This is a genomic window from Streptomyces olivaceoviridis (assembly GCF_014650115.1).
GTDB lineage: Bacteria > Actinomycetota > Actinomycetes > Streptomycetales > Streptomycetaceae > Streptomyces > Streptomyces olivaceoviridis.
Map to the genome: position 1 here is coordinate 1 of NZ_BMUI01000051.1, position 18,402 is coordinate 18,402.

Annotated in this window: 2 protein-coding genes; both read right to left on the minus strand. The window is 74.8% G+C overall.

Annotated features, from left to right (window positions below; all coding sequences use genetic code 11):
• The coding region (locus IE273_RS41170; RefSeq protein WP_229888104.1) for a type I polyketide synthase at positions 1-1,648 on the minus strand (1,648 nt) is incomplete at its 3' end.
• Between the two features lie 36 nt (positions 1,649-1,684).
• On the minus strand, positions 1,685-17,827 hold the full coding sequence (locus IE273_RS41175) for a type I polyketide synthase (RefSeq protein WP_229888102.1): 16,143 nt from the start codon (positions 17,825-17,827) through the stop codon (positions 1,685-1,687).
• Between the last annotated feature and the right edge of the window lie 575 nt (positions 17,828-18,402).

Sequence of the window (18,402 nt, forward strand, 5' to 3'; positions counted from 1 at the left end):
CGACCGCACCGGACACCACGCCGGACCACGGCTCGCCCGCCGCAACCGCCTCCAGACCGGCCTCGAACTCCCCCGCCGACCCGCCGACGACCACCGCACGATGCTCGAACACCGACCGGCCCGCCAGCCCCGCACCCACCGCGGCCCGGTCCTCACCCGCCAGCGCGACCAGCCGACCCGCCTGCGCACGCACCGCGTCCACCGAACGACCCGACACCACCCACGGCACCACAGACGGCACCACCGGCGACGACACCGGACCACCGACCGCTTCCTCCGCAGCCGGCTCCTCCACCGGAGCCTGCTCCAGGATCAGGTGGGCGTTCGTACCACTGACGCCGAAGGCGGAGACGCCGGCCCGGCGCGGGCCGTCCTCGTCATCCCACGGCCGCTCCTCCGTCAGCAGCCGCACGTTGCCCGCCGACCAGTCGACGGCCCGACTCGGGGCGTCCACGTGCAGCGTCCTCGGGAGCGTGCCATGCCGCATCGCCATGACCATCTTGATGACGCCGCCGACGCCTGCCGCCGCCGAGGTGTGACCGATGTTCGATTTCAGGGAGCCCAGCCACACGGGGCGCTCCGGGTCGCGGCCGTAGGTCGCCAGCAGCGCCTGGGCCTCGATCGGGTCGCCCAGCTTGGTGCCGGTGCCGTGCGCCTCCACCACGTCGACGTCGCCCGCGGAGAGTTGTGCGTTGACGAGCGCTTCCTTGATCACGCGCTGCTGGGACGGACCATTGGGCGCGGACAGGCCGTTGGAGGCGCCGTCCTGGTTGGTGGCGCTGCCCCGGATCACCGCCAGCACCGGGTGCCCGTTGCGCCGCGCGTCCGACAGCCGCTCCAGGACCAGCACACCGGCGCCCTCGGACCAGCCGGTGCCGTCGGCGGCGTCGGCGAACGCCTTGCAGCGCCCGTCGGGCGCCAGGCCCCGCTGACGGCTGAAAGCGACGAACGGGTCCTGTGTGGCCATCACGGTGACACCGCCGGCCAGCGCCAGGGTGGCCTCGCCGGTACGCAGCGCCTGGACCGCGAGGTGGATCGCGACCAGCGAGGACGAACAGGCGGTGTTGACGCTGACCGCGGGGCCTTCGAGGCCGAGGACGTAGGAGACACGGCCGGACACGACGCTGCCGGCGGTGCCTGTGTCCAGCAGTCCCTGGAGTTCGGGGACGTCCTTGGAACCGTCTCCGTAGCCGTTGTTTATGGCGCCGATGTACACGGCCGTCCTGGTGCCGCGCAGCGCGTGCGGGTCGAGGCCGGCGCGTTCGACGGCTGTCCAGGCGGTCTCCAGCATCAGCCGCTGCTGCGGGTCCATCGCCAGGGCCTCACGCGGCGAGATCCCGAAGAAGCCCGCGTCGAACAGTCCTGCCTCGTGCAGGAAGCCGCCGTTGCGGGTGTAGGAGGTGCCGGCCTTGTCGGGATCCGGATCGTAGCGGCCCTCCAGGTCCCAGCCCCGGTTGGCGGGCCACTCGGTGATGGCGTCGGTGCCGTCGGCGACCAGTCGCCACAGGTCCTCGGGGGACTCGACGCCACCGGGGTAGCGGCAGTCCATCCCGACGATGGCGATCGGCTCGTGCATCGCCTGGCGGGCTTCGCGCAGCGCCGCCTTGGTCTGTCCGAGCTCCGCCGTGGCGCGCCTGAGGTAGTCCAGGAGCTTCTTGTCGTCCGTCATGGTGTGGCGGTCCCCTCAGGCGGTGCCGAAGTCGTTGTCGAGAAGGTCGAAGAGTTCGTCGGCACTCGCCGAACTGAGTTCACCGGCGTCGGCCGGGGCGCTGCGCTCGTTCCAGCGGCGCAACAAGGTGTGCAGTCGGGTGCTGATCTCGTCCGCCACCGGCACCTGGCCCAAGGCCCGCTCCAGACGGTCGAGTTCGGCCAGCATCGGGGCGACGGGGTCGGGTTCGGCGAGCAGTTCGCCGTGCAGGTGGTCCGCGAGCACGACCGGCGTCGGGTGGTCGAAGACCACCGTCGGGGAGATGGCCAGTCCGGTGGCCGAGGACAGACGGTTGCGGAACTGGACGGCGAGCAGGGAGTCGAAGCCGATGTCGGCGAAGGGCGAGTCGGGCCGGACGGCACCGGGTGTGTCGTGCCCGAGCGTGGCGCCGACCTGCTCGACGACCAGGTCGAGCAGGGCCCGGCGCTGGTCTGCCTCGGGGAGCGCGGACAGTCGCCCCACGAGGTCGTCGCTGCGCTCTTCCACGGCGGCGTCGGGCAGTTCCGAGACCAGGTTGAGCTGGCGCGGGGTGGAGACGCCCGAGGTGATCAGCTCCCAGTCGACGTCGGCGACGACCAGGGCGGGCTCGTCGCGTTCGACGGCCCTGCGGACCGCCGTCATGACCGCGTCGACCGGCACCGGCCTCTCGGCGGGTGCCTGCGCTTCCCAGCCGCCGACGGCGACCGTGACGGCGCGTACGCCGCGACTGCGCAGTCCGGTGACGAGCGCGGCCAAGCCGGCGTACCGGGCGGTGGCGGCACTCTGCCGTGCCGCCCCCCAGACCCCGCTGAGCGGGTGCAGCAGGACGAACGTGTCCCCGGCGCCGGTGAGTTCGGCGGGCACGGTCACGACGGTCTCGGCGACCGGGCCGGCCGGCGGTTCCGCGGCCGCGATCTGTATCACCGTGCGCTCGTCGGCCTCCGGCGGCGCGGTGGGGTCGGCGCAGACCCGGACGCCCTCGGCGCCGTGCCGCTCCAGCCAGTCGGTGAGCTCCGCCCCGAGGGGCGCGTCGGCTCCCCGGACGAGGACGTGTCCGGGGGCCCACCGTTCGGTGGGGGGCGCGGCCTGCGGGACGCGGACCAGGCGCCGGGCGTACGTGCCGTCGGCGCGCACCCGGACCTGGCTCTCGGTGCCTGCCAGGACGGTGCGCAGGCGACGGATCACCTCGTCGTCAAGGTCGGCGGGCAGGTCGACGAGGCCGCCCCAGCGCTCTGGCTGCTCCAGACCGATGACCTGGCCGAGTCCCCACATCGCGGCCTGGTCCGCGGTGCGTTCGGCGTCGGTGGTCACGCACCACAGGGGTGCCTGGATGCCCGCGGTGTCCAGGGCGCGCACCAGGGCCGGGATGTCGGCGGGCGGCAGCAGACAGAGCACGCCCGCGACGGGTCCGGTGACGCCCTTGAGGCCGACGTCGGTCGTCACGGTCCCCGGCAGGGCGGCGGCGACCGGGTGGCCGCCGTCGGGCACGACGACCGCCCAGTCCTCCAGCGGTACGAGCGCCCCCTGTTCCGGCAGTGCCCGCCACTCGGTGCGGTAGAGCAGCTCCGGCGCCTGGTGCCGCGGGGTTCCGGTCCGGCCGGGCGTCGGCAGCCAGTAGTGCTCGCGCTGGAACGGGTAGGTCGGCAGCTCGACGTGATGGCCGGGGCCGGTGAGGGCGGTCCGGTCGACGTCGGCCCCGGCGGTCCACGCCTCGGCGAGAGCGGCGCGCATCCGGTCCGGGCCGCCCTGCCCCCTCAGCAGGGTGCCGACGGTGGTGACCGCGAGGCCGGTGTCCGCGGCGGTGCCCTCGATGCCGGAGACCAGCACGGGGTGCGGGCCGATCTCGATGAACAGAGTGTGACCGGTGCGCAGCAGACGTTCGGTGGCGGCGTGCAGGGCCACCGGTTCGCGCAGGTTCCGGTACCAGTACTCGGCGTCCAGGTCGGTGCCGTCGACGAAGTCCCCGACCACGGTGGACAGCAGGGGGACCTCGCCCGTGGTGGGCCGGACGTCGGCCAGGGCGGCGAGGAGTTCCTCCCGCGTCTGCTCCACGTGGGCGGAATGCGAGGCGTAGTCGACGGGGACCCGCCGGGCACGGACGCCCCGCGCCTCGCAGTCGGCGACGAGGACGTCCAGTGCCTCCGGGGCGCCGGAGACGACGATCGCCTGGGGGCCGTTGATCGCGGCGACGCCGATCCGCCCCTCGTGGCCGCCCAGCAGTTCCCGGACGGTCTTCTCGTCCGCGGCCACGGAGACCATGCCGCCCTTGCCGGCCAGGGACCGGCGGATGGCCTGGCTGCGCAGCGCGACGGTCTTCGCGCCGTCGTCGAGGCCGAGCACGCCGGCCACCACGGCAGCGGCGATCTCGCCCTGCGAGTGGCCGATGACGGCGTCCGGCCCGACGCCGTAGGAACGCCACAGTTCGGCGAGCGAGACCATGACCGCGAAAAGGGCGGGCTGGACGACGTCGACCCGTCGCAGGGCCGCCTCGTCGGCGAGGACCTCACGCAGGGACCAGTCGACGTGCGGTGCCAGGGCTTCGGCACAGGCGTCCAACCAGGAGCCGAACACCGGTTCCGCCTCGGCCAGTTCCAGGGCCATGCCGGTCCATTGCGTGCCCTGGCCCGGGAAGACGAAGACGGTTCGGCCGGCGCCGGCCCGGCCCGTGACGACGTTCGGTGCGGTGCCGGGCGCGGCAAGCCCGGCCAGGAGGGCGGCCCGGTCGGTGCCCAGGACGGCCATGCGCCGCTCGAAGCCTGACGTGCCGGCCAGCGTCCAGGCCACATCGGCCGTGCGGACGTCACCGTCACTCAGCAGCCGGTGCAGGCCGGCGGCACGCTCGCGCAGTGCTCCGGCGGTGCGGGCCGACAGCAGCAGGGGCGCCGCGCGGTCCGGGGCGGCGGGCGCGGGCGTCTCGGGCGGCTCGGCCTGCTCCAGGACGACGTGGGCGTTGGTACCGCTCATGCCGAACGCGGACACGCCGGCCCGGCGCGGCCCCGCCCAGGGACGGGCCTCGGTGAGCAGCCGGACGTTCCCGGCGGTCCAGTCGATCCTGGTGCTGGGTTCCTCGGCGTGCAGGGTCCGGGGCAGCGTGCCGTGCCGCATCGCCATGACCGTCTTGATGACGGCCGCGACGCCTGCCGCGGCCTGGGTGTGCCCGATGTTCGACTTCAGCGAGCCGAGCCACAGCGGCTCGTCGCGGTCCTGGCCGTAGGCGGCCAGCAGCGCCTGCGCCTCGATCGGGTCACCGAGGGTGGTGCCCGTGCCGTGCGCCTCGACCAGTTGCACGTCCGCGGGCTGGAGCCGGGCGTTGGCCAGTGCCTGGCGGATGACCCGCTGTTGCGCGAGGCCGTTGGGGGCGGTCAGACCGTTGGACGAGCCGTCCTGGTTCACGGCACTGCCGCGGATCACGGCGAGCACCGGGTGGCCGTTGCGGCGCGCGTCCGACAGACGCTCCACGACGAGCACGCCGACGCCCTCGGACCAGCCGGTGCCGTCGGCGCCCTCGGCGAAGGAGCGGCACCGGCCGTCGGCGGACAGCCCGCGCTGCCGGCTGAACTCCACGAAGACGTCCGGGGACGCCATCACCGCGGCGCCGCCGACCAGGGCGTAGGCGCACTCGCCGGAGCGCAGGGACTGGCCGGCCAGATGCAGCGCGACCAGGGAGGAGGAACAGGCCGTCTCCACGGTGACCGCGGGGCCTTCGGTGCCCAGGGTGTAGGCGATGCGGCCGGAGGCCACGCTGGTCACGGTGCCGCTGAGCAGGTGTCCCTCGACGCCTTCGGCGGGTCCGCTGCCGTAGCCCTGCGCGGCGACACCCATGAAGACGCCGCCCTGGGTGCCGCGCAGCGACGCGGGGTCGATGCCCGCCCGTTCCAGCGCCTCCCAGGAGGTCTCCAGCAGCAGCCGCTGCTGCGGGTCCATCGCCAGCGCCTCACGGGGGGAGATCCCGAAGAACGCCGCGTCGAAGTCGCCCGCGCCGTCGAGGAAGCCGCCTCCCCTGGCGTAGAAGGTGCCCTCGTGGTCGGGGTCGGGGTGGTACAGGCGTTCCAGGTCCCAGCCTCGTCCCGTCGGCAGGGGGCCGATGGCGTCCTCGCCGTCGGCGACCAGTCGCCACAAGTCCTCCGGGGAGGCGACGCCACCGGGGAGTCGACAGGCCATCGAGACGATCGCCAGCGGCTCGTCGACGGCTGCCCGGACCACGTCCGTGGCGGCCGGGCGGGTGTCCGGACCGGACGCGGTGCCCGTCAGTTCGGCGTGCAGCCGGTCGGCCAGGTCGGCGACGGTGGGGTGGTCGAACACCTCGGTGACGGGCAGTCGCACGCCGGTGGCCTCGACCAACCGGTCGCGCAGCTCCACGGCGGTCAGGGAGTCGAAGCCGAGGTCCCGGAAGACCCGGTCGACCGCGACGCCTTCGGCCGAGTCGTGGCCGAGCACGGCCGCGACGTGGTCGCGGACCAGGTCCCGCACCGCCTCCTCGCGGCGCGCCGGCGGCAGGCCCGCCAGCCGTGCGGCGAGCGCGGACGCGGGCGGGGCGGGCTCCTCCTCCCGGTCGTCCAGGACTGACCGCACCTCGGCCAGGTCCTGGATGAGCGGGCGTGGGCGCGCGGCGGTGTACGAGGGGACGAAGTCCTCCCAGCGGACGTCGGCGACGACGACCGAGGCATCCCGCCCTGCCGGCAGGGCGGCCAGGGCGGCGACGGCGACGGCCGGCGCCATGGCGGCGAGTCCGTGGCGGCGCAGCCGTTCGAGAATCTCCTCGTCGGCCATGCCGCCGCCGCCCCAGGGGCCCCAGGCGACCGAGAGGGCGGCGAGCCCCCTGGCCCTGCGCCGTGCGGCCAACGCGTCCAGATAGGCGTTGGCGGCGGCGTAGGCGCCCTGTCTCCCGCTGCCCCAGACGCCGGCGACGGAGGAGAACAGCACGAAGGCGTCCAGCGGGGTGTCGCCGAGCAGTTCGTCGAGATGGCGGGCGCCCGTCACCTTGGCGGCGGCGGCCTCCTCGAACACGGCCGCGGTGTCGTCGGCGACGGACCCGAGGACGAGCGCGCCCGCGGTGTGGACGACGGCGGTCGGCGGGTACGTCGCCAGGAGGGCGGCGACCGCGTCGCGGTCGGTCACGTCGCACGCCTCGATGGTGACGCGGACGCCGAGGGCGGCGAGTTCGTCGTGGAGGGCGGCGGCGCCGGGGGCGTCCGGACCGTGACGGCTGGTGAGGACCAGGTGTTCGGCGCCGTCGTGGGCGAGGCGCACGGCGACGTGGCGGCCCAGCGCGCCGGTGCCGCCGGTGATGAGGACGGTGCCGCGCGGCTGCCAGGCCGGGCCGGCCGCCGGTGCGGGGGCGCGTTCCAGACGGCGGCCGTGGACGCCTCCGGCCCGAACGGCGAGCTGGTCCTCGTCGCACCCACCGGTGACGGCGGCGCCCAGGCGGGCGAGAGCGGACTCGTCCAGGTCGGCGGGCAGGTCCACCAGGCCGCCCCACAGCTCGGGCTGTTCCAGCCCGAGGACCTGGCCGAGGCCCCAGGTCTGTGCCTGCTCGGGCCGCGCCGTGTCCTGGTCCTGGTCCACGGTCACCGCGCCCTGCGTGACCACCCACAGCGGAGCTCTGAGCTTCGCGTCGGTCAGCGCCTGGGCGGCGGTCAGCGTGCCGGCCAGTCCGGTCGGTACAGCGGGGTGGTCCGGGTGGGGCCGATCGTCGAGCGCGAGCAGTGAGAGCACGCCGGACACCGGGCCCCGCACCGCCGCGTCCCGCAGCCGTTCGGTGAGCGTGTCCCGTCCCGTGCCGGCGGCGACGGGGACGACGGGGGTGCCGAGCCGCTCGAGCCAGGCGCGGCAGGCGGCCAGCGCCTCGTTCCCGTCCTCGGTGTCGGGCGCCAGGGCGAGCCAGGTGCTGTCGGGCCCCCCGGCTCCGGCGGGTTCCCTCAGGGCCGTCAGCTCCGTCCAGCCGATCCGGTAGTGCCACTGGTCGGCGGACGCGGCGGCGGTGGTCCCGGCCGGGACCCGCGGCCAGAACCGTTTGCGCTGGAACGGGTAGGTCGGCAGTGGGCGCCGACGGGCGCCCATCCCGGCGAACAGCGCTTCCCAGTCCGGAGTGACGCCCGCGGTGTGCAGGCGGGCCACGGCGGACAGCAGTGTCTGCTCCTCCGGCCGGCCGTCGCGGAGCAGGGGAACCGCCAGCGGGCTCTCCTCCGGCAGGCAGTCGGACACCATGCCGGAGAGCACGCCGTCGGGGCCGATCTCCACGAAGGTGGTCACGCCGACGGCTCGGAGGGTGCGTACGGCGTCGGAGAACCGGACCGTCTCCCGGGCCTGCCGCGCCCAGTAGGCGGGCGAGCACGCCTCCTCGGCTGTGAGGTCCGCGCCCGTCACGGTGGAGACGACGGGTATGCGCGGCGGGTGGTAGTCGAGGGTGGCCGCGATCCGCTCGTACTCGGCGAGCATGCCGTCCAGGTGCGAGGAGTGGAAGGCGTGCGAGGTCCGCAGCAGCTTGGTCCTGCGGCCCCGCTCCCGCCAGTGCCCTTCGAGGGCGGCCACCGCGTCGGAGTCGCCGGAGAGCACGACGGACCCCGGGGCGTTGACGGCCGCGACGGCGACCCGGTCGCCGTGCTCGGCCAGGGAGTCGGCCACCTCGTCGGCGGACGCCTGGACGGCGAGCATCGCGCCGTCGGAACGCTGGGCCTGCATCAGCCGGCCCCGCGCGGTCACCAGGACGGCGGCGTCGGAGAGGGAGAGGACCCCGGCGGCGTGCGCGGCGGCCAGTTCGCCGACGGAGTGGCCGACGAGCCGGAGCGGCCGGACGCCCCAGTCCCGCAGCACCCGGAAGAGAGCCACTTCGACGGCGAACAGCGCGGGCTGGGCGTACTCGGTCCGCCCCAGGGCCTCCGCGTCCTCGTCGACGATCCGGCGCAGTGGCCGGTCCAGGTGGCGGTCGAGCTCGGCGCAGACCTCGTCGAAGGCGGCGGCGAAGGAGGGGAGCCGCGCGGACAGTTCCGCTCCCATGCCGACGCGCTGGCTGCCCTGGCCGGTGAACAGGAAGGCCACCGTGTCGGCGGCGTCGTCCCGGGCGGTGCCCTGGACGACGCCGGCCGAGGGCCGGCCGGCGGCGAGCGCGCCGAGCGCACGCACCAGGCCGTCGCGGTCCTCGGCGAGCACGACGGCGCGGTCGGGCAGTGCGGCGCGGGTGGTGGCCAGTGAGTACGCCACGTCCGTCAGTCCGTCCTCGGTCACGGACTCGGCCTCCAGGAGCGCCAGCAGGCTCGCCGCCTGCTCGCGCAGGGCGGCGCGCCCCTTGGCCGCCAGCGGGAACAAGCGGGCTCCGGATGCCGTCCGCTCGGCGGCCGGGGCCCCGGCGGGCTCCTCGGACTCCTCGGGCTCCTCGGGCTCCTCGGGCTCCTCGGGCTCCTGCGGCGGCTGTTCGAGGATGACGTGCGCGTTGGTGCCGCTGATGCCGAACGCGGAGACGCCGAACCGGCGCGGGGCCCCGGTCCTGGGCTGCCAGGGCCGCGCCTCGGCCAGTGGCCGTACGGCACCCGCCGTCCAGTCGACGACACCGGACGGTGCGTCCAGGTGCAGGGATCGGGGGAGGACGCCATGCCGCATCGCCATGATCATTTTGATGAGTCCGGCGACGCCCGCGGCGGCCTGGGTGTGGCCGATGTTCGACTTCACCGAGCCCAGCCAGACCGGCCGTTCCTCGGTGCGGCCCTGCCCGTACGTGGCGATCAGAGCCTGTGCCTCGATGGGGTCGCCGAGCCGGGTGCCCGTGCCGTGGCCCTCGACCGCGTCGACGTCCTCGGCCCGCAGACCGGCGGCGGCCAGCGCGGCCGTGATGACCCGCTGCTGCGACGGACCGTTCGGAGCGGCCAGGCCGTTGCTGGCGCCGTCCTGGTTGACCGCACTGCCGCGCACGAGGGCGAGCACGGGATGCCCGTGCCGGCGGGCGTCCGACAGCCGCTCCAGGAGCACCACGCCGACGCCTTCGCCCCAGGAGGTGCCGTCCGCCGCGGCGGCGTACGCCTTGGCGCGCCCGTCCGGGGCCAGCCCCTGCTGCCGGCTGAACGACAGGAACAGCCCAGGGGTGGACATCACGGTGACGCCGCCGGCCAGGGCCAGTTCGCACTCGCCCTGGCGCAGCGACTGGCAGGCGAGGTGCAGCGCCACCAGTGCGGAGGAGCAGGCCGTGTCGACCGTGACGGCCGGCCCCTCCAGACCGAGGGCGTAGGAGACGCGGCCGGAGACGACGCTGGCGGCGGCGCCGGTGCTGCCGTAGCCCTCGCTGTCGGCGTACTCGGCGGGCGCGGCGGCGAGCAGCGCGGGGTAGTCCTGTCCGTTGGTGCCCGCGAAGACCGCCGTGCGGCTTCCGCGCAGCGTGGTGGGGTCGATCCCGGCGCGCTCCAGCACTTCCCAGGACGTCTCCAGCAGCACGCGCTGCTGTGGGTCCATGGCCAGTGCCTCGCGCGGCGAGATCCCGAAGAAGTCCGCGTCGAAGTCGGCGGCGTCGTGGAGGAACGCGCCCTCGCGCACATAGGTGGTGCCCGGGTGCGCCGGGTCCGGGTGGTACAGGGCGTCCAGGTCCCAGCCGCGGTCGGCGGGGAACGCGCCGACCGCGTCGGCGCCCTCGCTGACGAGGCGCCAGAGATCGTCCGGGGTCCGTACGCCACCGGGGAAGCGGCAGCTGATGGCGACGACGGCGATCGGGTCCTCTTCGGCCGCGGACGGTGCGGGCAGGAGCGGTTCCGGTGCGGCGCCGACCGCCCCGCCCGCCAGTTCGCCGCGCAGGTAGCGGACCAGGGCGGCGGGGGTCGGGTGGTCGTACACCACGGTGGCCGGCAGCCGCAGTCCGGTCGCGGCTCCCAGCCGGTTGCGGACCTCGACGCCGGTGAGTGAGTCGAAGCCCAGCTCCTTGAACGAACGGTCGGCCGGGACCGCTGCGGCGCCGGTGTGGCCGAGCACCGCGGCGACGTGGTCGCGCACCAGGCCGAGCAGGAGACGGCCGCGCTCCTCCTCGCTCGCGCCCGCGAGCCGTCCGGCGAGCGTGGACGTGGCCGCGCCGGGCTCCTCGGCGGCGGTGGCGACCGAGCGGATGCGCCGCACCTCGGGCACGTCGTGCAGGAGCGGCCGGGCCCGGGAGGCGGTGAAGGCCAGGAAGAAACGGTCCCAGTCGATGTCCGCCACGGTCAGGCAGGTCTCGTCGTCGTCCACCGCCCGCTGCATCGCCGCCACGGCGTCCGCGGGGGCCATCGCGTGCAGACCGTGCCGGGCCAGCAGGTCGCCGACGCCCGCGCGGCCGGCCATGCCCGCGCCCGCCCAGGGGCCGAAGGCGATGGAGGTCGCCACGAGTCCCTCGGCGCGGCGTTGCTCGGCCAGGGCGTCCACGAACGCGTTGCCCGGGGCGTAGTTGCCCTGTCCGGGTACGCCGAACGTACCGGCCACGGAGGAGAACATGACGAAGGCGTCGAGGTCCAGGTCCCGGGTCAGCTCGTGCAGGTGGAGCGCACCGGCCATCTTCGGACGCAGGGCCCGCTCGATCTGCTCCGGCCGCAGCGCGGCCAGCGTGTCGTCGTCCAGGACGGCGGCGGCGTGCACGATCGCGGTGAGAGGGTGTTCCCGTGGCACCGTGCCCAGCAGCGCCGCCAGGGCGGCGCGGTCGGCCACGTCGCAGGCGGCGACCGTCACGCGGGAGCCGAGTTCCTCCAGCTCCCGGCGGAGTTCTTCGGCGCCGGGCGCCTGGGGACCGGTGCGGCCGACGAGGAGCAGGTGCTCGGCGCCGTGTGCGGCGAGCCGGCGGGCCACGTGCGCGCCCAGGGCGCCGGTGCCGCCGGTGATGAGCGTGGTTCCGCCGGGCCGCCAGGTGCGGGCGCCGGGACGGGCGCTTCCCACGGCTCGCGTGAGACGGCGTACGGACACGCCGGTGGCCCGCACGGCCACCTGGTCCTCGGTGCCGTGGGCCGGATCCGCCGAGCCGTCCACGGGCAGGCCCGCGAGGACGGCGGCCAGCCGGGCCCGGGTGCGTTCGTCCCAGCCGTCCGGCAGGTCGACGAGGCCGCCCCAGCGGTCGGCGTGTTCGAGGCCGGCCACCCGGCCGAGCCCCCACACCAGGGACTGTGCGGCAGCGGTGAGCCGCTCGGCGGTGTCCACGGCGACCGCGCCCCGGGTGGCCAGCCAGAGCGGCGCGGGGATCCCGGTGTCGCCGAGTGCCTGGAGGAGCGCCACGGTGGACACCAGTCCGCCGGGCGCCGCCGGGTGCCCGGGGCACGGCAGCTCGTCGAGGGCGAGCAGCGACAGCACGCCCGCGACGGACTCGTCCGAGGCCGCGGACCGCAGCCGCGCGGCGAGGACCGCACGGTCGTCGGCACCCGTCACGGAGAAGCTACGGACGTCCGCGCCGTACGCGGCCAGCAGCGCCGTGACGTCCTCGGTGTACGGGTCGCCGGTGAGCGCTTCGGGCACCGCCACCAGCCAGCGGCCGGACAGGGCGTCCGGGGCCGGCGCCCGGTCGGCGTCGGGGCGCGGGGTCCAGGTGACGCGGTAGCGCCAGGCGTGCGGTCCGGGCCGCGCGGGCGCGGTGGCGCGCATGGTGTCGAGCCAGTACCGCCGGCGCTCGAAGGGGTAGGTCGGCAGCTCCGTCGGTCGGGCGCCGCTGCCCTCGTACGACGCCGCCCAGTCCACCGACGCGCCGTGCACGTAGGCCTCGGCCAGGGAGGTGAGGAACCGCTCGTGGCCGCCGTCGCCCCGGCGCAGCGTACACAGCACCGCGGCCGGACGGTCGGGGGCGCGGTCCAGGGACTCGGAGATGGCCTGCATGAGCACCGGGTGGGGGCTCACCTCGATGAAGAGCGCGGACTGGTGGGCGAGCACGTCCGCGACAGCAGGACCGAAGCGGACCGTGCCGCGCAGGTTCCGGTACCAGTACTCGGCGTCGAGTTCGGTGCCGTCCAGCACCGCGCCGGTGACCGTGGAGAGGAAGGGCACCGCGGCGCGGCGCGGCTCGATGCCGCCCAACGCGCCGATCACCGCCTCGCGGATCTCCTCGACGTGCGCCGAGTGCGAGGCGTAGTCGACCGGGATGCGGCGGGCGCGGCAGCCCTCCGCCTCGCACGCCGCGAGGAGCTCGTCCAAGGCTTCCGGGTCGCCGGAGACCACCACGGCGCCGGGTCCGTTGACGGCGGCGACCGCGAGCCGGCCCTCCCAGCGGGCGACGCGGCGTACGGCCGCCTCCTCCGGCTCGGCGACCGAGACCATGCCGCCGCGTCCGGCGAGGGCGCGCAGCGCCTGGCTGCGCAGGGCGACGACGCGGGCGCCGTCCTCCAGCGTCAGCGCACCGGCCACCACAGCGGCGGCGATCTCGCCCTGCGAGTGGCCGACCACCAGGTCCGGCCGCACACCGTGCGAGCGCCACAGGGCCGCGAGGGAGACCATGACGGCGAACAGCGCGGGCTGCACGACGTCCACGCGCAGCAGGGCGGACTGTCCGAGCTCGGCGAGGACCTGGGACAGGGACCAGTCGACGTAGGGGGCGAGGGCGTCTTCGCAGGCCCGCAACTGCTCGGCGAAGACCGGCGCGGACCGGGCGAGGTCGAGCGCCATACCGGACCACTGCGAACCCTGGCCGGGGAAGACGAAGACCGTTCTGGCACCGGGCACCACGCTGCCCCGCACCACGCCCGGCGGCGTCATCGCCTCGTCGGGCGCCGCCTGGGCGAGCAACGGCAGCGCGTCCGGCCCGCCCAGCAGAACAGCGCGGTCCTCGAACGCGGTGCGCTCGGTCGCCAGCGAGTAGCCGACGTCCAGCGGCCGCGGCCGCGGTACGGCGGTGGCGAGGTGGGCGGCCAGCCCGGCGGCCTGCCGGCGCAGAGCCTGGGCGCCACGGGCGGAGAGGATCCACGGCGGGGAGGTCGATGCGTCCGGACGGTCGTCCGCGACCGTCGGTGCGGTCGGCGGGGCCTCCTCGAGCACGACGTGGGCGTTGGTGCCGCTCACGCCGAAGGAGGAGACGCCGGCGCGGCGGGGTCGACCCGTGGTCCGCCACGGCAGCTGTTCCGTGAGGAGCCGTACGGCGCCGGCCGACCAGTCCACTCGGGACGACGGCGTACTGACGTGCAGCGTCCTGGGCAGCGTCGCGTGCCGCATCGCCTCCACCATCTTGATGACGCCGGCGATGCCCGCCGCGGCCTGGGTGTGGCCGATGTTCGACTTCAACGAGCCGAGCCACACGGGCTCTTCACGGTCCTGCCCGTAGGTGGCGATCAGGGCTTCGGCCTCGATCGGGTCGCCCAGCCGGGTACCGGTGCCGTGTGCCTCGACGGCGTCGACCTCGGCGGCCGTCAGCCGGGCGCTCGCCAGGGCTTCGCGGATGACGTCCTCCTGCGACGGACCGTGCGGTGCGGTCAGTCCGTTGGACGCGCCGTCCTGGTTGACGGCGCTGCCGCGCACCAGCGCGAGCACCGGATGCCCGTTGCGCCGGGCGTCCGACAGCCGCTCCAGCACCAGCACGGCGACGCCTTCGCTCCAGCCGGTGCCCGCGGCATCGTCGCTGAAGGAGCGGCACCGCCCGTCCGTTGCCAGGCCGCTCTGCCGACTGAACTCCAGCAGCATGCCGGGGCCCGCCATCACCGTGGCCCCGGCGGCCAGGGCCAGCGAGCACTCACCCGCCCGCAGCGAGCGGGCGGCCATGTGCAGCGCCACCAGCGACGACGAACAGGCCGTGTCGACGGTCACGGCCGGACCGTGCAGACCGAACGTGTAGGAGAGACGACCCGAGGCGACGCTGCCGGCGCCGCCGACCAGACCGTACCCCTCGGCCTCGGCCGGCAGTTCGTGCAGCCGGGGCAGGTAGTCCTGGCCCATGGCGCCGACGAACACACCGGTGGCACTGCCGCGTAGCGAGGACGGGACGATGCCGGCCCGCTCGAACGCTTCCCAGCTCGTCTCGAGGAGCAGCCGCTGCTGGGGGTCCATGGCCACCGCCTCGCGCGGCGAGATGCCGAAGAAGTCGGCGTCGAACTCGCCCACCCCTTGCAGGAATCCGCCGAAGCCGCTGTGGGACGTGCCGTTGCCGCCCTCGCCGAGCAGGGCTTCCAGGTCCCAGCCGCGGTCCTCGGGCAGGGGTCCGACGGCGTCGGTCGCGCTCTCCACGAGCCGCCACAGGTCCGCGGGAGATCGCACCCCGCCGGGCAGTCGGCAGCTCATGGCGACGATCGCCACGGGCTCGTCCTGGGGCCTTTCGGCCGGGCCGGCGGCGGTGCCGGTGTCGTCCGCACCGGTCAGAGCGCGGTGCAGGAAGGCCGCGACGCCCTCGACGGTCGGGTGGTTGTAGACCAGGGCGGCCGGCAGCCGCAGCCCCGTGGCGGCGGCCAGTCGGCCGCGCAGCTCCAGTGACGAGGTGGAGTCGAATCCGAGGGCCTTGAAGGCCAGGCGGACGTCGACCTCCTCCGCGCCCGAGTAGCCGAGGACTGCGGCGGCGTGCGACCTGACCAGGTCTGTCAGGGCGGGTAGGCCGGTGTCCACCACCACGGTCGCGGCCGGGGCGGGTTCGGCGGCCCGGTCGAACCAGTACGACTGGCGCTGGAACGAGTAGGTGGGCAGTGCCACTCGGGCGGCGCCCGAGAGCAGGGGTGACCAGTCGACGTCGACTCCCCGCACGAAGAGTTCGGCCGCCGCGCGCTTCAGCCGGTCCCATCCCCCGTCGTCCCGGCGCAGCGTCCCGGCCGCGATCACGTCACCGGCGCTCTCCTCCACCGCCGACGCCAGCACGGGATGGGTGCTGACCTCGACGAACACGCCGTAACCCGCTTCCGACAGGTGTCGTACGGCCGCCTCGAACTCGACGGTACTGCGCAGGTTGCGGTACCAGTACCCGGCGTCGAGAGCCGTGCCGTCCACCCAGTCCACGTCCACGGTGGAGAACATCGCGACGCCGCATTCACGGGGCGTCACCTCGCCGAGGGCGCGCAGCACTTCCTCCTTGATCTCCTCGATCTGGGCGGAGTGGGAGGCGTAACTGATGGGGACCCGGCGCGCGCGGACGTCACGCGCCTCGGCCAGGGCTTCCACCTCGGCCAGAGCCGCGGGGGGGCCCGCCACGACGACCGACGACGGACCGTTGACCGTGGCGATCGAGAGTTCCGGTCCCATCAGTGCCCGGGCGTCCTGGGCCGACAGCGCCAGCGCGGTCATACCGCCGCGTCCGGTCAGTTCCCGCAGGGCCTCGCTGCGCAGGGCCACGATGCGGGCGCCCTCCTCCAGCGACAGGGCCCCCGCTACCACGGCGGCCGCGACCTCGCCCTGGGAGTGGCCGAGCACCGCGTCCGGGACGACGCCCAGTGACTGCCACACGGCCGCGAGCGACACCATGATCGCCCACAGGACGGGCTGGACGACCTCCGTGCGCTCCAGCGCGTCGGCGTCGCGCAGCGCGTCGGAGAGGCGCCAGTCCGTGAACGGTGCCAGGGCCTGTTCGCACTCGGCCATGCGGGCGCGGAACACCGTTGATTCGAGCAGGAGTTCACGCCCCATGCCCACCCACTGCGAGCCCTGTCCGGGGAAGACGAAGACCGTCTTGCCCACGGGTGCGGCGGCGGAGCCGGTGACCACGTCCCCATCCGCCTGGCCGGCGGCCAGCGTGCGCAGTCCGCCGGCGCCCAGGGAAACCGCTCGGTGGTCGAAAAGCGTACGGGACGACAGCAGGGAGCCGCCGAGATCGACGTGGTCCGTCCCGGGGTGGTCGTCGATCCAGTCGGCCAGCCGTGCGGCCTGCGCGCGCAGCGCGGCCGGGGTCCGCCCGGACACCACGAGGGGCACGGCGCCGGGTACCGCGGGCCGCTGCGGGGCGGTCGGCACGTCGGTTCCGGGCGGCTGGTAGGACGCCACCACGACGTGGCAGTTGGCGCCGCCCAGGCCGAGGGAGGTGACGCCGGCGATCCGGCGGTCCACGCACCAGGGGGTGCGCTCGGTGAGCACCTTGAGGTTCAGCTCGTCGAGGGGGATGCCGGGCGGCGGCGTGTCGAAGTTGAGGCTCGCCGGGATCTCGCCGTGCCGCACCGCGAGGACGGCCTTGAGCAGGCCGACGACACCTGCGGCGCTTTCCAGATGACCGATGTTGGTCTTGGCCGAGCCGACCAGCAGGGGCGAGCCGGTCGGCCGCGCGGAGCCGGTGGAGGCTCCCAGCGCGGCAGCCTCCACCGGGTCGCCGACCTTGGTGCCGGTACCGTGCAGCTCCACGTAGTCGACGTCAGCGGGTGAGACGCCGGCGGCCCGCTGAGCCAGCGCGACCAGGTCGCGTTGGGCTTCGGCGTCGGGCACGGTCAGTGCGCTTGCGTCGCCGTCGTGGTTGACGGCGCTGCCGAGGAGCACGCCGTGGATGGTGTCGCCGTCGGCGACGGCCTGGTCGAGCAGCTTCAGCAGCACCAGCGCGCCTCCCTCGCCGCGCACGTAGCCGTCGGCCCGCGCGTCGAAGGTGTGGCACCGCCCCTCCGGGGAGAGGGCGCCGACACCCGCGATGACCAGCGCGGTGTCGAGTGCCAGGTTGAGGTTGACGCCGCCGGCCAGCGCGGTGCTGGACTCGCCGGAGCGCAGGCTCTGGCAGGCCAGGTGCACGGCGACCAGTGACGAGGACTGACCGGTGTCGACGAGCTGGCTCGGGCCGCGCACACCCAGCATGTGTGAGAGCCGGTTGGCGATGAGGGCGCGCTGTGTGCCGACGAGCGTGTGGTGGGTGATGTCGCCGACCGACTCGCGCCGCAGCGTGGCGTAGTCGTCCCAGCCCGCGGCGACGAACACGCCCGTGCGGCTGCCGGCGAGTCCGGCGGGCAGCAGGCCCCCGTGCTCGACGGCCTCCCAGCCCAGTTCCAGTACGAGGCGCTGTTGTGGGTCCATGGCGGCGGCCTCGCGCGGCGAGACATTGAAGAAGGCGGCGTCGAACGCGTCGGGTTGTTCGATGAACCCGCCCCAGCGCGCGCTGGCCGCGTGCGGGGTCTTGGCGGCCTCAAGCTGGACCGACGTCCATCGATCGGCGGGCGCCTCGGTGATGGCGTGCCGCTTGTCGAGCATCAGCCGCCAGAAGGCGTCGGGGTCGGGCGCGCCCGGCAGCCGGCACGAGAAACCGATGACGGCGATGGCAGCCTGCGACGGGTCCGTCCTGGTCAACGCTTGCTCCTCAACGTACTGCAGGTTTCTGGACCGGGCTTGGAACATGTGCTTCCGGATCACGCGGAATGCCTCGCGGGCCATGTGCCGACACGTGTGATGGCGGCGCTCGCCCTGCGCTGTGCGGGGAGGATCGGTGGGTGGCTTGCCGTTCGCCCACACTCCGCCGACCCGCTGTCAGCGAGCGGCACACCGACTCGACCCGTCGTGAGCTCCGTGGCGCGACGGCGAGCAGTACACACGATCCTCACCGCCGCGGTGCCGACCGGCCACTGCGCCGCCCGGCCGTCGCCGCCGCGGACGGCCCAGGTCCTGTCGTCGAACTCCCGTCGTCCGCCCGGAGGGCGGGAGTTCGACGACAGGACCTGGGGGCGCCGGGTCCGGGGCGAACGGGTGATCCGGTGCATACCCCGGTGGCGCGGCCGATCGAGCGCGACGCGGCACGGGCGGCTCCGACACCGCCCGGGCAGCTCCGGCCCGCGCACGGGGCCGTGGTCAACTCGATCCTCCCAGGCCCAGGTTGGCGCGCAAGCCGCATGATCCGGCACGCGTAGGCCGTCGCCCGCTTCACGTGT